The sequence below is a fragment of the Klebsiella quasivariicola genome, from assembly GCF_002269255.1.
Lineage (GTDB): Bacteria > Pseudomonadota > Gammaproteobacteria > Enterobacterales > Enterobacteriaceae > Klebsiella > Klebsiella quasivariicola.
Window position 1 is genome coordinate 96,169 of record NZ_CP022823.1, and the last position, 16,165, is coordinate 112,333.

A 16,165-nucleotide genomic window follows, 5' to 3' on the forward strand; every position below is an offset into this window, starting at 1 on the left:
CCTCATTAATTTTCTGCTAACCAGTTATCAACCCGGGAACGTACCTGTCCCACTTTGACGCCATAAATAACCTGAACTTCATTACGATTGCGTACCACGCCATTAGCGCCGGTCTTTTTTAATTGCGCGTCATCAACCCGCGCCATATCGTGCACAGCCACACGCAGACGAGTAAAACAATTATCAACGGAGACAATATTCTCCTTGCCCCCGAGACCGCGAATAATGTCATCAGTGACCGACTGCGGTTGTGCGACCTTCTGGCGGTACTCTGCTTTGCTGTAGAGCTTCACGTTTTCGTCATCTTCCCGACCCGGCGTTTTCAGGTTCAGCTTCACCACCAGGGTGCGGAAAATCACGTAGTAGACGGCAAACTGGCCGATACCGATCAGGACATATCCCGGCCAGCGGGTTAAAGAGACCGGCAGCGGCAGGTTATAGATCAGAAACTCAATCAGGCCCGATGCCCCCCAGGGACGCACGGTGAAGATGTCGCAAATCGCCTGCGAGGCGGCGGTTAACGTCGCGTGGATCACCCACAGCAGCGGCGAGACAAACAAGAAAGTAAACTCAATCGGTTCGGTGATGCCGGTCAGCATCGAGGTGATGATCGCCGGCAGAAGAATCGCCTTCGCCAGCGCTTTTTTCTCCGGCTTCGCGGTGTGGTAGAACGCCAGCGAGGCGCCGGCCAGGCCGAAAATAGTGGTCATCCCCTGCTGCGAGAAGCGTAAGGCTTCATTCATCACCGGGGTCAGATCTGGATGGCGCATATAGGCAAGGAAAATGGCCTGGGTGCCGGAGACGACCTGGCCGTCCACGTTCAGCGTGCCGCCAATCTGGGTGAGCTGGAACGGGGACCAGACGAAATGGTGCAGACCGGTCGGGATAAGAAATTTTTCAAAGAAACCATAGACGAAGACCCCGGCGACCCCGGCATTTTTCATAAAGCCGGTGAGGGCGGAGATGCCATGGGTCATAAAAGGCCAAATCCAGGTAAAGGCGATAGCATAGAAGATAACCACCGGCGTCATTGCCACCAGCGTCAGCTTGGCGCCACCGTACATCGACAGCGCGCCGGGCAGCTCAATGGCAGAGACTTTATTGTGCACCCACGCAATGGTGCAGCCGAGAATAATGCCAAGGAAAACACCCATATCCACCACCACAAAGCCCAATAGTTGGGTTTGTCCGGTGCCATAATATTCACCGTTAATTTTTTCGGCGAGTCCGTGAGTATTTTCCAGCCAGGAGTGGTTGGCGCCAAGAAACATAATAAAGCACATCACCGAAACCAGCGCGACTTCAGTTTTTTTATCTTTTGCCAGGCCATAGCTAATGCCAACGCAAAACAATAAACCAAGGTTGCCAAATAAGGGCCAAAAGGTGTCGCCGAGCATCTGCCCAAGCTGGTGTAAGAAACTGGTTTCTGCAATTAATGTCGGATTAGTTAATACTGAACTGAGGGCCAGAATTAAGCCAATGACCGGCAAGAACAATACGGCGCCGATCATGGCCCGGGAGAATTTTTGCATATTCTCCATAATACGCTGACGTATTTCAGGCATGATTGATCCTTTTATATTTGTAAGTACAGGGAGCAGTTTATTTTTATCGACTTCCAGTATTTTGGTTATAGCAACTCTGATATTTGAAAGGAACCTGTGGCGGTAAATAGGTACAAATAGCCGCGTATTGCACACAGGTTTCAGGATCTTCACCCTATCCCTTTCCCTGAAAGGGAGAGGGGTAGCCAGAGCGGAGTGTTGCAGGGAAGTGTTCCCTCTCCCCGCAAGGGAGAGGGCCAGGGTGAGGGGACTTTACTGCGGCGCGGCGGGGGCGGTGTTGACCTCGCCGTTGCGCATGGTTTGCGCGACCTGCTGTTTCTCCATATTCACGGCGCTGAGCTGTCCGTTAACCGTCGGCTTGAGCGGGGCATCGGCCTGCACGCTGCCGCTGGCGGTCAGCTGGAGATTACCATCTCCGCTAATGGGCAGAGCGGGCCAGCCCCAGGCCTGCAGAATACCCAGCGGCACGCCGCGGCCGTTCAGGCTGAGATTGACCTGGCGCTGGGGCAGCTGCGACACCGCTGCGGTGGCCTGCAGAATGCCGCGCTCGGTGAAGGCGCTGAGCTCGGTAATATTGACCGTCGACACCGTGGCGCTCAGCTTAAGTGACGGGCGGCGCACGTCAACTCGGTTAAAGGTCGCCGCCGCGGCGTTCAGCGTCGCGCTGCCGTTCCATACCCCCCAGTTGCCGTTTTTCACCAGCTGCAGCTCGCCGCCATAGCCGTCGAGAGCGGTTATTTGCCACGGGAAGGCAGGATCCACATCGATGATCAGGTTGCGGCTGGCGCTAAATTTTTTCAGCGTCAGGCTTTGCAGCCAGGCTGGCAGCGGTGCCATCCACAGCTGTTTCCAGTTCGCCGGCAGCGTGTACTCCAGCCCGGCAAAGGCGGTATCGTCGAGCACCAGGGCGTTCCCGGCGCGCAGCCAGTTGCCGGAGGTGCGCACCATGCCGCCCTCCCAGCGTGAGGTAAATTGGCGCAGCGCAATGCCCTGCGGAGAGAATTCGGCGTTGAGGATCGGGTCGAAGAAGTGCAGCGAGCCGTAGATAAATTCGCTGGCGTTCATCGACAGCGTGCCGTCCTCGCTCTGCCAGCCGCCGTGGCTAAGCGTCAGGTTGCGCAGGCTCAGGTCGAGGTCGGTTACCGCCCAGTCCGGCCCCTGCAGGCGGGCGTCGGTGATATCCAGGCGGCCAATCTGCAGAGAAGGGACGGTGGTCAGCGGGGCGAAAAAGTCGGCCAGCGAGGCGGCGCTTTGCAGTCGAATCTCGTTGAGCTGGAGGTTATCCACCCGCCAGCTGCCGTCGGCGCTGCGTTTCGCATTGCCGGTTAAGGTGCCGCGGGCGACATCGGCGCCGAGGGTGGAGAGGGTGACCTCGCCCTGATCAATCTTACCCTGAATCAGAACGTTGCTGGCTTCGACGCCATTGAGGGTCATCGAGCCCGCACTCATCTGGATCTGCGCCGTTTTCCCCAGCACATTGCCCGCTTCCGGCGTCCATGGGCTGACGCCGCCGGTGACGCGCTGCGCGCTGAGCGCCCAGCCGGTTTCCGGGCTGTTGAAAGCCATATTGCGCAACATCAACCGGTCGGCAGCGAACGGCAGGTCGGCAGAGTGGGGCGACAGATTCAGGGTGCCGTCGTTAAGCACAATCTCATCTGCATGCAGCGGATCGCTAAACTGGCGGGTGCTGAAGCCAATATCGACCGTTTTTGCCACCAGGGTTGCCGGCTTGCCTTCCCGGCCAAAGGTGACGTTTTGCAGCTGCACATGAAGAGGAGAGGAGAAATCGTGTTCCATCGCATCAAAGGAGACCTGCCAGCCGGTGCCATTGCTCAGCCAGGCGCTGGCCTGGCGGGCGCCCCAGTGGGTTTGCAGCAGGAACCACGCGCCAATAATGACGAGCAGCAGAGCGACTAGCAGCCAGAGAATCAGCTTTCCAAGAAATTTCATGGTCTTCCATTCTGTGAGATGCACATAACCGTGTTATGCCCGATTTAGGCGCACTTCTCAAGGCAGGCGTGGTTTATTTCGGTGATGGGGCGGTGGCCGAGGGCAACGCTGGCGCGTCCCGGCCGATGCTACGACCGGGAGCGCGTCAGATCAGGCTTTTTCTGGCGGGAAAATTAAATTCAGAACAATCGCCGTGATACCGCCGGCGGCGATGCCGGAGGAGAGCAGGTTCTTCAGCCAGTCCGGCGCGAACTGCAGGATCAGCGGCTGCTGCGATACGCCAAGACCCACCGCCAGCGACAGGGCGATAATCAGGATCGCCCGGCGGTTCAGCGGCTCGCGGGAAACGATGCGCACGCCGGATGCGGCAATGGTACCGAACATCACCAGCGTCGCGCCGCCAAGTACCGGCTCAGGAATATGCTGCACAAAGCCGCTTACCGCTGGGAACAGGCCGAGCACAATCAGCATCAGCGCCACCACAAAGCCCACATAGCGGCTGGCGACGCCGGTCAGCTGGATCACGCCGTTGTTCTGGCCGAAGCAGGAGTTCGGGAAGGTATTGAAAACGGCGGAAACAAAGGAGTTCAGGCCGTTAGCCAGCACGCCGCCTTTCAGGCGTTTCATATACAGCGGACCGGAGACCGGCTGTTCGGAGACGTCGGAGGTGGCGGTGATGTCGCCGATGGTTTCCAGGGAGGTGATCATAAATACCAGCATCAGGGGCAGCAGCAGGCTCCAGTCGATGCCGAGGCCATAGTAGAGCGGCGTCGGGACGGTGATGAGGCTGCTGTTGGTTGAGGCGGTGTTGGCCGGCAGCATATCGAGGAACCACGCCGCCAGATAGCCCGCCGCCATGGCGATCACCAGCGAAGCGATGCGCAGGTACGGGTTGCGCTGGCGGTTGAGGATAATAATCAGCGCCAGCACGATGCCCGCCAGCAGCAGGTTCTTCGGCGCGCCAAAGGTATGGTCGGCCATCGCCGCGTAGCCACCGCCGATGGAGGTCAGTCCGACCTGAATCAGCGACAGGCCGATAATCATCACCACCACGCCGGAGACCAACGGGGTAATGATGCGGCGCGCGAGGTGCAGGACGCGGGAGAGGACCATTTCCGTGCAACTGGCCAGCATCAGGGTGCCGAACAGGGCGGCCATCATGGTCGGAACGTCGGCGCCGCCGGTTTTCAGCGCGGTGCCGCCCATGATCAGCGGGGCGACAAAGTTGAAGCTGGTGCCCTGAATGGAGAGCAGCCCGGAGCCGACCGGGCCCCAGGCTTTGATCTGGATAATAGAGGCGACGCCGGAGGCGAACAGCGACATGCTGATGATGTGTTGGGTATCTTGCGCCGGGAGACCGAGAGCCTGACAGATTAACAGCGCCGGGGTGATCACCGCGACAAACATCGCCAGCAGGTGCTGGAAGGCGGCGAACAGGGTTTGCGGAAGCGGCGGGCGATCTTCGAGGCGGTAGATTAATTCGCTGGCTGGTTTGTGCGCAACCGGTTGCGCATTTTCTGACTCTGCGGTGTTAACGGACATCACAAGCAATCCCAAGGTGGCAAAGCGGGGATTTTATCGGACTGTAGACCAAAAGCAAACGTTTGCCAGCGTTTAGTCATTAAAATTTATGCCATGAATATGCGCAACGGGATTATTAACATTTTGTATGCTAAATCGCATCATTCAGGATACAAAATATCTTTTTCTGTCATTTTTTCCGCCGTTCTGCGTAAAATCCCCCTCTGACTCCTCATGATGAGAAGCTAAAGACACCAGGAATATCGTCGCGTGTGAATGGATCATGCGCCCATAAGGAGCTTTTTATGTTTCACCTCGATACCTTATCGACGCTCGTTGCCGCAACGCTTGTGCTGTTACTCGGCAGAAAACTCGTACAAACCGTTCCCTTCCTCAAGAAATATACCATTCCTGAACCCGTTGCCGGTGGTCTGCTGGTGGCGCTGGCGCTGCTGGTGCTGAAAAAAAGCATGGATATCGAAATTGATTTCGATATGAGCCTGAAAGATCCGCTGATGCTGGCGTTCTTCGCTACTATCGGCCTTAACGCCAACCTCGCCAGCCTGCGGGCGGGCGGCAAAGTGCTGGGCACATTTCTGATCGTGGTGGTCGGCCTGCTGCTCCTGCAGAATGCCCTCGGTATCGGCATGGCGAAGCTGCTGGGGCTGGATCCGCTAATGGGGCTGCTGGCCGGATCTATTACCCTTTCCGGCGGCCACGGCACCGGGGCGGCATGGAGTAAGCTGTTCGTCGAGCGCTACGGTTTTGCCAATGCCACCGAAGTGGCGATGGCCTGCGCGACCTTTGGCCTGGTGTTGGGTGGTCTGATCGGCGGCCCGGTGGCGCGTTATCTGGTGAAACACTCTTCCTCACCGGACGGGACCCCGGACGATCAGATGGCGCCGACCGCCTTTGAAAAGCCCGACGTAGGGCGGGTGATCACCTCGCTGGTGCTGATTGAAAGTATTGCCCTTATCGCTATCTGTCTGACGGTGGGTAAGGTTGTTGCGCAACTGCTGGCGGGAAGCGTCTTCGAGCTGCCCACCTTCGTCTGCGTATTGTTTATCGGCGTGATCCTCAGCAACAGCCTGGCGCTGGCGGGGCTGTATCGGGTGTTCGATCGCGCAGTATCGGTGCTGGGTAACGTCAGCCTGTCGCTGTTCCTCGCCATGGCGCTGATGAGCCTCAAGCTGTGGGAGCTGGCTTCCCTGGCGCTGCCGATGATTATTATCCTGGCGGTGCAATCAGTGGCGATGGCCCTGTATGCGGTGTTCGTCACCTACCGGATGATGGGCAAGAATTATGATGCCGCGGTGCTGGCGGCGGGCCATTGCGGCTTTGGTCTGGGCGCAACGCCGACGGCGATTGCCAATATGCAGGCGATTACCGACCGTTTTGGCCCGTCACATATGGCCTTCCTGGTGGTGCCGATGGTGGGGGCGTTCTTTATCGATATCGTCAACGCGCTGGTGATTAAGCTGTACCTGCTGCTGCCGATGTTTGGCTGATAAAAAACCCGGAGGCGGTGCTGCGCACCTGTCCGGGCTACAAGATCGTGCTGTTTGGGGTTTTGTAGCCCGGCTAAGGCGTTTACGCCGCAAGCCGGGAATACCTTCACAATCTTACGCTTCGTCGTGCTCTTCCCACGCTAACGCGCGTTTTACCGCTTTCTTCCAGCCGCTGTAACGATAGTTGCGCTCGGTGGTTTCAATCCCCGGGCGGAATTCGCGCTCAATCACCGCTTTTTCCTGCAGCTCGTCCAGATTCTGCCAGAAGCCTACCGCCAGGCCGGCCAGGTAGGCCGCGCCCAGCGCCGTCACTTCGCGCACTTCCGGCCGCTCGACGCGGGTGCCGAGGATATCGGACTGGAACTGCATCAGGAAGTTGTTGGCCACCGCGCCGCCGTCCACGCGCAGAGCGTGCAGGCGAATACCGGAGTCAGCCTGCATTGCTTCCAGCACGTCGCGAGTCTGATAGGCGATAGACTCCAGGGTGGCACGAATAATGTGGTTCGAGTTCACGCCACGGGTCAGGCCGAAGATCGCGCCGCGGGCGTACGGGTCCCAGTAGGGTGCGCCAAGGCCGGTAAAGGCCGGTACCACATACACGCCGTTGGTGTCCTTCACTTTGGTGGCGAAGTACTCGGAGTCGAACGCATCGCTGATGAGCTTCATCTCGTCGCGCAGCCACTGAATAGACGCGCCGGCCATAAACACCGCCCCTTCCAGGGCATAGTTCACCTCGCCGCGCGGGCCGCAGGCGATGGTAGTCAGCAGACCGTGAGTAGAGGTAACCGCTTTTTCACCGGTGTTCATCAGCATAAAGCAGCCGGTACCGTAAGTGTTTTTCGCCATCCCTTCTTTGACGCACAGCTGGCCGAACAGGGCCGCCTGCTGGTCACCGGCGATCCCGGCGATAGGAATACGGGTCCCGCCTTTACCACCGATGTTGGTCTGGCCGTACACTTCGGATGACTTACGTACTTCCGGCAGCATGGCACGCGGGATGTCCAGCGCGTCCAGCATCTTGTCGTCCCAGTCCAGGTCGTGGATGTTGAACAACATGGTACGTGAGGCGTTGGTGTAGTCGGTGACGTGCACGCGGCCCTGGGTCATCTTCCAGATAAGCCAGGTGTCAACGGTGCCGAACAGCAGCTCGCCGCGTTTCGCACGCTCACGGGAACCTTCGACATGGTCGAGGATCCATTTCACCTTGGTGCCGGAGAAGTAGGGGTCCACCACCAGGCCTGTGGCCTTGCGGATATACTCTTCCATTCCGTCACGTTTGAGCTGCTCGCAAATCTCCGCGGTACGGCGGCACTGCCAGACGATAGCGTTGTAAATCGGTTTGCCGGTCTCGCGTTCCCACACCACCACGGTCTCACGCTGGTTGGTGATACCGATGGCCGCGATCTGATCGGAGCTAATATCCGCTTTGGCCAGCGCTTCGACCAGCGTCGAGCTTTGGGAAGCCCAGATTTCCATCGGATCGTGTTCGACCCAGCCCGGCTTAGGATAAATTTGTTCAAATTCTCGCTGGGAGACGCTGACGATATTGGCATCATGATCCATCACAACGGCCCGGGAGCTGGTAGTGCCCTGGTCAAGCGCAACGATATATTTTTTGTCGGTCATAGTCGGTGTCCCGTAGTCAAATTACAGCGAAGCTTTATGTTGAGTGGGCGAAGAGGAGGGGCTCTGTTGCTCTTCTTCCACGCAGGTGTCGCAAGGCAGGTGGCGGCCAATCAGCTTACGATAGCTGAATGCGCCCAGCGCGGCGCCGACCACCGGTGCGCACAGCGGCACCAGGAAATAAGGAATATCTTTGCCGCCGGTGAAGGCGACGTCGCCCCAGCCGGCCAGCCAGGCGAAGGCTTTCGGGCCGATATCACGCGCCGGGTTCATGGCGAAGCCGGTCAGCGGTCCCATGGAGGCGCCAATCACCGCAATCAGCAGGCCGATCAGCAGCGGGGCAAGCGGGCCACGCGGCACGCCGTTGCCATCGTCGGTCAGCGCCAGGATGACGCCCATCAGGATAGCGGTAATCACCATCTCTACCGCGAAGGCCTGCACAAAATTGATATGCGGGTTCGGATAGGTGGAGAAGATGCCGGCCAGATCGAGGCTTTCCACGCTGCCGCGGACCATATGGTGGGTGGTTTCATAATCGAGGAAAAGATTGTAATAAAGCCCGTAAACTAATGCCGCAGCGCAAAAGGCGCCAGCGAATTGCGAAATGATAAAAGGGACCACTTTGCGGCCATCGAAGCAGGCGAACAGCCAGAGCGCGATAGTTACCGCAGGGTTAAGGTGTGCACCGGAAACCCCGGCGGTCAGGTAGATCGCCATGGCGACGCCCAGACCCCAGATGATGCTGATTTCCCATTGCCCGAAGCTGGCTCCCGCGACCTTGAGCGCAGCCACGCACCCAACGCCGAAAAAGATCAACAACCCGGTACCGAGGAACTCTGCGATGCACTGGCCTTTTAAGGTTGATGTTTGGCTCATAATCGAATCCTGAAGCGTGGTGATGATTATTGTATGTAGGGTGGTCACAGACGACCATATTGCCATGTAGGCATAGTGTTAATTTATCGTTAACGAGCAAAAACGAGAAATATCGAACTTCAAATGTGTGTACCGCGTCAAGAAAATGAGCGTTTTCGCGCCATTCGCGCGCATTGGGACTTCTGCCGGAGCGTTTCACCTCGCATTTTGTTAACCATAAAATTAACAATGACTCATGAAGTACGAGCGAACTGCGCTGAAAGCACCAGGTAAAGACTGAAAAGTGTTGCAAACCGCAATCTGCGCGGCTTGCCGCTGGACAGGGGCGGCGGGGATTCATACAATCGACGATAACACCGCTATGTGCGCTAATTTTCGTTAAGGCGGGACCGCGTATACGAAACACGAGTTTCTATCAACGCCTTGCAAGTTCAGGAGAGGTATGACGATGTCATTAGAAGTGTTTGAGAAATTAGAATCTAAGGTTCAGCAGGCGATTGATACCATCACTCTGTTGCAGATGGAAATCGAAGAGCTGAAAGAAAAGAACAACACCCTGGTGCAGGAAGTTCAGAGCGCGCAGCATGGTCGTGAAGAGCTGGAGCGCGAAAACAGCCAGTTGAAAGAGCAGCAGCAGGGCTGGCAGGAACGTCTGCAGGCGCTACTGGGCCGCATGGAAGAAGTCTAATCGTGTCGCGCCCTCTCCCGTCCGGGAGGGGGCAATCCTCCCTCACCGCTTTATATCCACAAGTTATAGCCAATCTTTTTTTATTCTTTAATCATTGATTCGCTTTCTGGCACGCTTAGTCCATCACAACACACATAAAGAGAGCGGTGCGATGAATAAGTGGGGCGTAGGGTTAACTCTGTTGCTGGCATCCGCCAGCGTTCTGGCAAAAGACATTCAGCTATTAAACGTATCTTATGATCCAACGCGCGAGCTGTACGAACAGTACAACAAAGCGTTCAGCGCGCACTGGAAGCAGGAGACCGGCGACAACGTGGTGATCCGCCAGTCGCACGGCGGCTCCGGCAAACAGGCGACCTCGGTAATTAACGGTATTGAAGCGGATGTGGTTACTCTGGCGCTGGCCTATGACGTAGACGCCATTGCTGAACGCGGCCGTATCGATAAAAACTGGCTGAAACGCCTGCCGGATAACTCCGCGCCGTATACCTCCACCATCGTGTTCCTTGTCCGCAAGGGCAACCCGAAACAGATCCATGACTGGAACGATCTGATCAAACCGGGCGTGTCGGTCATCACCCCGAACCCGAAAAGCTCCGGCGGCGCTCGCTGGAACTACCTGGCGGCCTGGGGCTATGCCCTGCATCAGAACCATGGCGACCAGGCGAAAGCTCAGGAATTCGTCAAGGCGCTGTATAAAAACGTAGAAGTGCTGGACTCCGGCGCGCGCGGTTCGACCAATACCTTCGTAGAACGCGGTATCGGCGATGTGCTGATCGCCTGGGAAAACGAAGCGCTGCTGGCCACCAACGAACTGGGTAAAGACAAGTTTGAAATCGTGACCCCGAGTGAGTCGATTCTGGCTGAGCCGACCGTTTCGGTGGTTGATAAAGTCGTGGATAAGAAAGGCACGCGCCAGGTGGCGGAAGCGTACCTGAAGTATCTCTACTCGCCGGAAGGCCAGGAGATTGCGGCGAAGAACTTCTACCGTCCGCGCGATCCGAATGTGGCGAAAAAATACGCCAATGAGTTCCCGAAACTGAAGCTGTTTACCATCGATCAGGAGTTCGGCGGCTGGACGAAAGCGCAGAAAGAGCACTTCTCCAACGGCGGCACCTTCGACCAGATTAGCCAGCGTTAATCCTCGTGTCCCTGCTTGCGCTATGCTTAGCAGGGCTACAGTTCTGCACCGTGCGGTAGCCCGATGTGATGGACACCTCCCACCTTACGGCATCAAAGTGCCAGACTGAGGTGTTAACCCCAGATCCCCGGAGGAGGTGTCCATCATGAATATTAAACGTATTGGTCTCGACCTGGCTAAAAATATCTTCCAGATACATGCCGTGGATCACCATGAACATGTTGTCCTGCGTAAAACCCTGCGCCGGGACCGCATGACCGCCTTTTTCTCTCAACTCTCTCCCTGCCTTATCGGGATTGAAGCCTGCGGCGCCGCCCACTACTGGGCCCGCGAGCTGACCCGTATGGGGCATACCGTACGCATTATCCCGCCTCAGCGGGTCAAGTCCTATCTTAAAGGGCAGAAGAATGACGCCAACGACGCGGAAGCTATCTGCGAGGCTATCAGCCGTCCCGGAATGCGCTTTGTGGCCATGAAGACAGAGCGGCAGCAGACGCTGCAGGCAGAGCACCGCGTCCGGGCCCGGCTCGTCCGCGCCCGGACAGCCCTGAGTAATGAGATGCGGGGACTGCTGGGTGAGTTTGGTCTGGTACTGCCGGTGGGAATAAGGCAGCTACGTAAGGCATTGCCGGAGATACTGTCGCAACAAGAGCTGTGGGATGACCGCTTTATCCGCCTGCTGAGCGAACTGGCGGAAGAGCTGCAGATGCTGGATGAGCGGGTCGCCCGCCATGACAGGCGGCTTGAGCAGTCAGCACGGGATGATATCCGGATAAAAAGGCTGCTGGCGATAGAGGGTATGGGGCCGGTGGTGGCCAGTGCGCTGGTGGCGGCGGTCGGCGATGGCAGACAGTTCAAAAGTGGTCGGGAGATGGCGGCGTATCTGGGTCTGGTCCCGCGGCAGCACTCCAGTGGCGGGAAAGCGCGGCTGGGGTCTATCAGCAAACGGGGAGACAGTTACCTGCGGACGCTGATAATCCACGGTGCGCGTGCGGTGCTGAACGCGTGTCAGAATAAAACCGACAGACGCAGCCAGTGGCTGAAGGCGTTATCGGAAAGGCGAAACCGGAATATCGCGACGGTGGCGCTGGCGAACAAGAATGCGCGAATAGCATGGGCGATACTGAGCCGCGAAGAAGATTACCATGGGTTACAGGCCGCCGGTTAACCGGCGGCCTGTAACCCATGCAGTAAAAGAGCAATAACCTGCCGTGAGAGTGCAGTCAGCAAAGTGTGATGAGTAACAGGTAAGACCGGCATCTGTCATTCCGACTTATCCGAAGGCTCCCTGGAAAACAAAGCCGCTAGCCCGAATGGAAACAGATGCGCAGATAACATCATGGCCCGGATACGACGGTATCGTAAGAGAGGCCGGATATACGAACGCACCTTACCCCGTTACACAAAATGCAGAGATGACTTGCATAACGGGAGGTGTCCATATACGGGTAAGGCGTCAGCCGCTACCCGGGATAACTCCCCGCCCACCATCTGTTTTCATTTAGTCATCAAATTACGTTACTCTTCCGCTTCAGGCTTAACAGGGAATGAAAATGAGAAGAGTAAGATACTTTTTGCTGGCGCTGCTGGTGGCGATCCTCGCGGCGCTGGCGGGCGGCTACTACTGGCTGCACTCTGGCAACCCGGACGCGTTGCGCAAGATTGTTCTGCAGCAGTGCGTTCCCCATCAGCAACAGCAGCAAAACCCGTCGCCGTGCGCGGAAGTGAACCTCAAGGGCGGCTATGTGCTGTTTAAAGACCGTAACGGCCCGCTGCAGTATTTGCTGATGCCGACCTACCGCATCAACGGCACCGAAAGCCCGCTGCTGCTGGACCCGTTAACGCCGAACTTTTTCTGGCAGGCCTGGCAGGGACGTGAAATCATGAGTCAGCGCCACGGCGCGCCGGTTCCAGATAACGCGGTATCGCTGGCGATCAACTCGCGCAGCGGGCGCACGCAAAACCATTTCCATATTCATATCTCCTGCCTGCGCCCCGATGTACGCGCGCAGTTAGATAAGGAGGCGGCCGCGGTCAGCAGCCGCTGGCTGCCGCTGCCGGGCGGGCTCCAGGGCCATGAATACCTGGCGCGTCGGGTGACGGAGGCCGAACTGGCCCAGCGCAGCCCGTTCCTGATGCTGGCGGAAGAGGTGCCGGAGGCGCGTGAACATATGGGACGCTTCGCGCTGGCGATGGCGCAGCAGAGCGACGGCTCGCTGGTGCTGCTGGCGACGGAGCGTAATCTGCTGACCTTGAACCGGGCTTCAGCGGAAGAAATTCAGGATCATCGCTGCGCCATCCTTAATGCAAACCACTAGTTCTGGCGTTTACCTGTCTAACCTGTCGTCGTATTCTTGCTGAAAAAAACGACAGGAGACAGGCATGTCGCTCTGGCTTACCCACCCGCTGTTCCTTCCTTCACTGATTGTCGGCGTCACCATTGTCCTCTGGGCGACGTCGCTGCTGCCGGAATTTATCACCGCCCTGCTGTTCTTCGCGGCGGCGATGATGGTCAAAATCGCCCCCCCGGAGGTGATCTTCGGCGGCTTTGCCTCTTCGGCGTTCTGGCTGGTGTTCAGCGGCTTTGTGCTCGGCATCGCTATCCGTAAAACCGGGCTGGCGGACCGGGCGGCGCAGGCGCTGTCTGCGCGGCTCACCGACTCCTGGCCGCGGATGGTCGGCAGTGTGGTATTGCTGAGCTACGCCCTGGCGTTCGTGATGCCTTCCAACATGGGGCGTATCGCGCTGCTGATGCCGATCGTGGCGGCGATGGCCCGCCGCGCGGGCATTGCCGACGGCAGCCGCGGCTGGTTCGGCCTGGCGCTGGCGGTGGGGTTCGGCACTTTTCAGCTTTCGGCGACGATTTTGCCCGCCAACGTGCCGAATCTGGTGATGAGCGGCGCGGCGGAAGGTTCTTACGGTATCCATCTGAATTATGTTCCCTATTTACTGCTGCACACGCCGGTGCTTGGCTGGCTGAAAGGGATAGTGCTGGTGGCGCTGATTTGCTGGCTGTTTCCCGGCAAGCCGCATCCGCCGCGCGACCTGGCGCCGCTGCCGGCGATGAGCGGCGACGAGAAGCGTCTGGCGTGGCTGCTGGCGGTGGTCCTCACGCTATGGGTGACGGAGAGCTGGCACGGCGTCGGCCCGGCGTGGGCCGGCCTGGCGGCGGCCGTGGTCACACTGTTGCCGCGGGTGGGCTTTATCAGCGGCGAAGAGTTTGCCAGCGGGGTGAATATACGTACCTGCATATATGTCGCCGGGATTCTGGGACTGGCGATCACCGTCACCCAAACTGGAATTGGCGGCGCGGTGGGCAATGCGCTGCTGCAGGTAATGCCCCTGGATAAAGACAATCCGTTCACCAGCTTCCTTGCCCTGACCGGGATAACCAGCGCGCTGAACTTTATTATGACCGCCAACGGCGTCCCGGCGCTGTATACCACTTTTGCGCAGAGCTTTGCCGATGCGACCGGTTTCCCGCTGCTCAGCGTGATTATGATTCAGGTGCTGGGCTATTCCACGCCGCTGCTGCCGTACCAGGCGTCGCCGATCGTAGTGGCGATGGGGTTAGGCAAGGTCCCGGCGAGGGCGGGGATGCAACTGTGTCTGGCGCTGGCAGTGGTGAGCTATCTGATTTTGCTGCCGCTGGATTACGCGTGGTATCAGCTGTTGGGGAAACTGTAACGGCAAAAGAAAGCCCGGCTTGCGCTGTGCTAAGCCGGGCTCCGAGTGTTATCAGTCATCCCGGTCGCGTGTTGCCACCGGGAAAAGCGGATTACGCTTTTTTCGCTGCTTCTGCTGCTTTAACGATCACCGCGAAAGCGTCAGCTTTCAGGGAAGCGCCGCCGACCAGCGCACCGTCGATGTCCGGCTGGGTGAACAGCTCTGCTGCGTTGCCAGCGTTAACGGAACCGCCGTACTGGATGATCACTTGCTCAGCGATTTTCGCGTCAGCTTTGGCAATGTGGTCACGAATGAATTTGTGCACCGCCTGAGCCTGAGCCGGGGTCGCGGATTTGCCGGTACCGATAGCCCATACGGGTTCGTAAGCGATAACCACGCCTTCGAAAGCGGCAGCGCCCTGCGTTTTCAGTACCGCGTCGATCTGACGTGCGCAAACTTCTTCGGTTTTGCCCGCTTCGTTTTCCGCTTCGGTTTCACCGATGCACAGAACCGGGGTCAGACCCTGCTCTTTCAGCACGGCGAATTTCTTCGCGATCAGCTCGTCGGATTCTTTGTGGTAGGTACGACGCTCGGAGTGGCCGATGATGATGTACTGCGCGCCGATATCTTTCAGCATTTCGGCGGAGGTTTCGCCGGTGAAAGCGCCGGACAGGTTCACGTCAACGTTCTGCGCGCCCAGGTGAATGTGGCTGCCTTCTGCCGCACGCTTAGCCAGGTCCAGATACATTTCCGGCGGGGCGATGGCAACTGCACAGCCGCTTACGCCAGCCAGCTCGGTACGCAGGTTCGCAACCAGTTCGTTTACCATGTGGCGGCTGCCGTTCAGTTTCCAGTTACCCATCACTAAAGGATGTCGCATTTTAATTCTCCACGCTACTTAAGCGAATTAAGGAATATAGCCGCCCCAGAGGGCAGCATGGTCTGTGAAACAGTATAGAGACTCGTCACTGGAAAGGCTTTGCTTTTTGTCATTTATTGTTACCTTCCAGCGTTTCAGATAGCGCCAGCTTAATCGGTTCAATCGCGAAGGTCAGGCCCTTTTCGCCATGATCTGCCACCACATAGCGCACGGCGCCTTCGGTGTCGGCGAAGTAGCGTTTGCCTTTGCCGGCGGTCAGCAGTTTCTGCAGCTTTTGCTGGCTTTGCGCCGGGCTAAGGGTCGGAACGAAGGCGCGGATCATGGCGCTCATGTACTCCAGCGCTTTCGCTTTCGCCGCCTTTTGCTCCGGCCCCTGGATCGGCAGCCAGGTGATCTGCATGGATTTTATCTTAAGCGTGCCGCGCTCCAGCGCGGTGGAAGCATAGAGATTTTCGTTAATCTTGCTGGCGGCGCGGGTCAGGTTAGCCTGATCGCGGCTGGTGGCGATGGAACGGAATTCGTTCAGGGGCAGCTTCGGGTTATCGGCATTGAATTTTTCGCGGAACTGACTGATTGACTGGTCAAAGCTCGGCGCGCCGGAGAGCAGATAGGGCGCCGCGGTCGTCGATTCGCTCTCAGCGGACAACGCCTGCGGGCCGACGGCAAGGCCCATCAGCCCACTGAAACACAAGATTGTCCACTTCTTCATGCCCGTCGTTCCTTTTTTTGCCTGCTGACGATTAAATC

At 58.0% G+C, this 16,165-nt stretch carries 13 protein-coding genes; 6 read left to right on the plus strand and 7 right to left on the minus strand.

What is annotated here, in order from left to right:
• Window positions 1–5: 5 nt before the first annotated feature.
• From B8P98_RS00495 to B8P98_RS00505, 3 genes are all read right to left on the minus strand, one after another.
• Entirely contained in the window at window positions 6–1,565 is a 1,560-nt protein-coding gene (locus B8P98_RS00495) for a PTS transporter subunit EIIC (RefSeq protein WP_095032648.1), read from the minus strand.
• 252 nt (window positions 1,566–1,817) lie between these two features.
• Window positions 1,818–3,515: an AsmA family protein gene (locus B8P98_RS00500; protein WP_025713941.1), complete on the minus strand. Its 1,698-nt coding sequence runs from the start codon at window positions 3,513–3,515 to the stop codon at window positions 1,818–1,820.
• A 150-nt stretch (window positions 3,516–3,665) separates the two neighbouring features.
• Window positions 3,666–5,057 (minus strand): nucleobase:cation symporter-2 family protein, encoded by a 1,392-nt coding sequence (locus B8P98_RS00505; protein WP_080897626.1) that lies wholly within the window; start codon window positions 5,055–5,057, stop codon window positions 3,666–3,668.
• Between the two features lie 284 nt (window positions 5,058–5,341).
• On the opposite strand from B8P98_RS00505, the gene gltS reads away from it, so the two are divergent.
• Window positions 5,342–6,544 carry a sodium/glutamate symporter gene (gene gltS / locus B8P98_RS00510; protein ID WP_025713939.1) on the plus strand — a complete coding sequence of 401 codons (1,203 nt, stop codon included), beginning with the start codon at window positions 5,342–5,344 and terminating at the stop codon, window positions 6,542–6,544.
• A gap of 114 nt (window positions 6,545–6,658) precedes the next feature.
• On the opposite strand, the gene glpK is transcribed toward gltS, so the two are convergent.
• The gene (gene glpK / locus B8P98_RS00515; protein WP_025713938.1) at window positions 6,659–8,170 is read right to left on the minus strand and encodes a glycerol kinase GlpK; all 1,512 of its coding nucleotides are present in this window, start codon (window positions 8,168–8,170) and stop codon (window positions 6,659–6,661) included.
• A gap of 21 nt (window positions 8,171–8,191) precedes the next feature.
• Window positions 8,192–9,043, minus strand: coding sequence for an MIP/aquaporin family protein (locus tag B8P98_RS00520; protein WP_025713937.1), 852 nt, complete (start codon window positions 9,041–9,043; stop codon window positions 8,192–8,194).
• A gap of 442 nt (window positions 9,044–9,485) precedes the next feature.
• Between B8P98_RS00520 and zapB the strand changes: the two genes are divergently transcribed.
• The 5 genes from zapB (at window position 9,486) to B8P98_RS00545 (ending at window position 14,559) form a co-directional block, all read left to right on the plus strand.
• Window positions 9,486–9,731 carry a septal ring assembly protein ZapB gene (gene zapB, locus B8P98_RS00525; protein ID WP_004150222.1) on the plus strand — a complete coding sequence of 82 codons (246 nt, stop codon included), beginning with the start codon at window positions 9,486–9,488 and terminating at the stop codon, window positions 9,729–9,731.
• Window positions 9,732–9,882: 151 nt separating this feature from the next.
• Entirely contained in the window at window positions 9,883–10,872 is a 990-nt protein-coding gene (locus B8P98_RS00530; RefSeq protein ID WP_002922936.1) for a sulfate ABC transporter substrate-binding protein, read from the plus strand.
• Window positions 10,873–11,017: 145 nt separating this feature from the next.
• Window positions 11,018–12,040 carry an IS110 family RNA-guided transposase gene (locus B8P98_RS00535; protein WP_095032646.1) on the plus strand — a complete coding sequence of 341 codons (1,023 nt, stop codon included), beginning with the start codon at window positions 11,018–11,020 and terminating at the stop codon, window positions 12,038–12,040.
• Window positions 12,041–12,419: 379 nt separating this feature from the next.
• Complete coding sequence (locus B8P98_RS00540; protein WP_025713936.1) at window positions 12,420–13,190, plus strand: CDP-diacylglycerol diphosphatase; 771 nt, start codon at window positions 12,420–12,422, stop codon at window positions 13,188–13,190.
• Window positions 13,191–13,254: 64 nt separating this feature from the next.
• Entirely contained in the window at window positions 13,255–14,559 is a 1,305-nt protein-coding gene (locus B8P98_RS00545) for an SLC13 family permease (RefSeq protein ID WP_095032649.1), read from the plus strand.
• Window positions 14,560–14,650: 91 nt separating this feature from the next.
• On the opposite strand, the gene tpiA is transcribed toward B8P98_RS00545, so the two are convergent.
• A complete protein-coding gene (gene tpiA, locus B8P98_RS00550; protein WP_002922909.1) occupies window positions 14,651–15,418 on the minus strand; it encodes a triose-phosphate isomerase in 768 nt (255 codons plus the stop codon).
• A gap of 109 nt (window positions 15,419–15,527) precedes the next feature.
• Window positions 15,528–16,127, minus strand: coding sequence for a DUF1454 family protein (locus B8P98_RS00555; RefSeq protein WP_095032650.1), 600 nt, complete (start codon window positions 16,125–16,127; stop codon window positions 15,528–15,530).
• Between the last annotated feature and the right edge of the window lie 38 nt (window positions 16,128–16,165).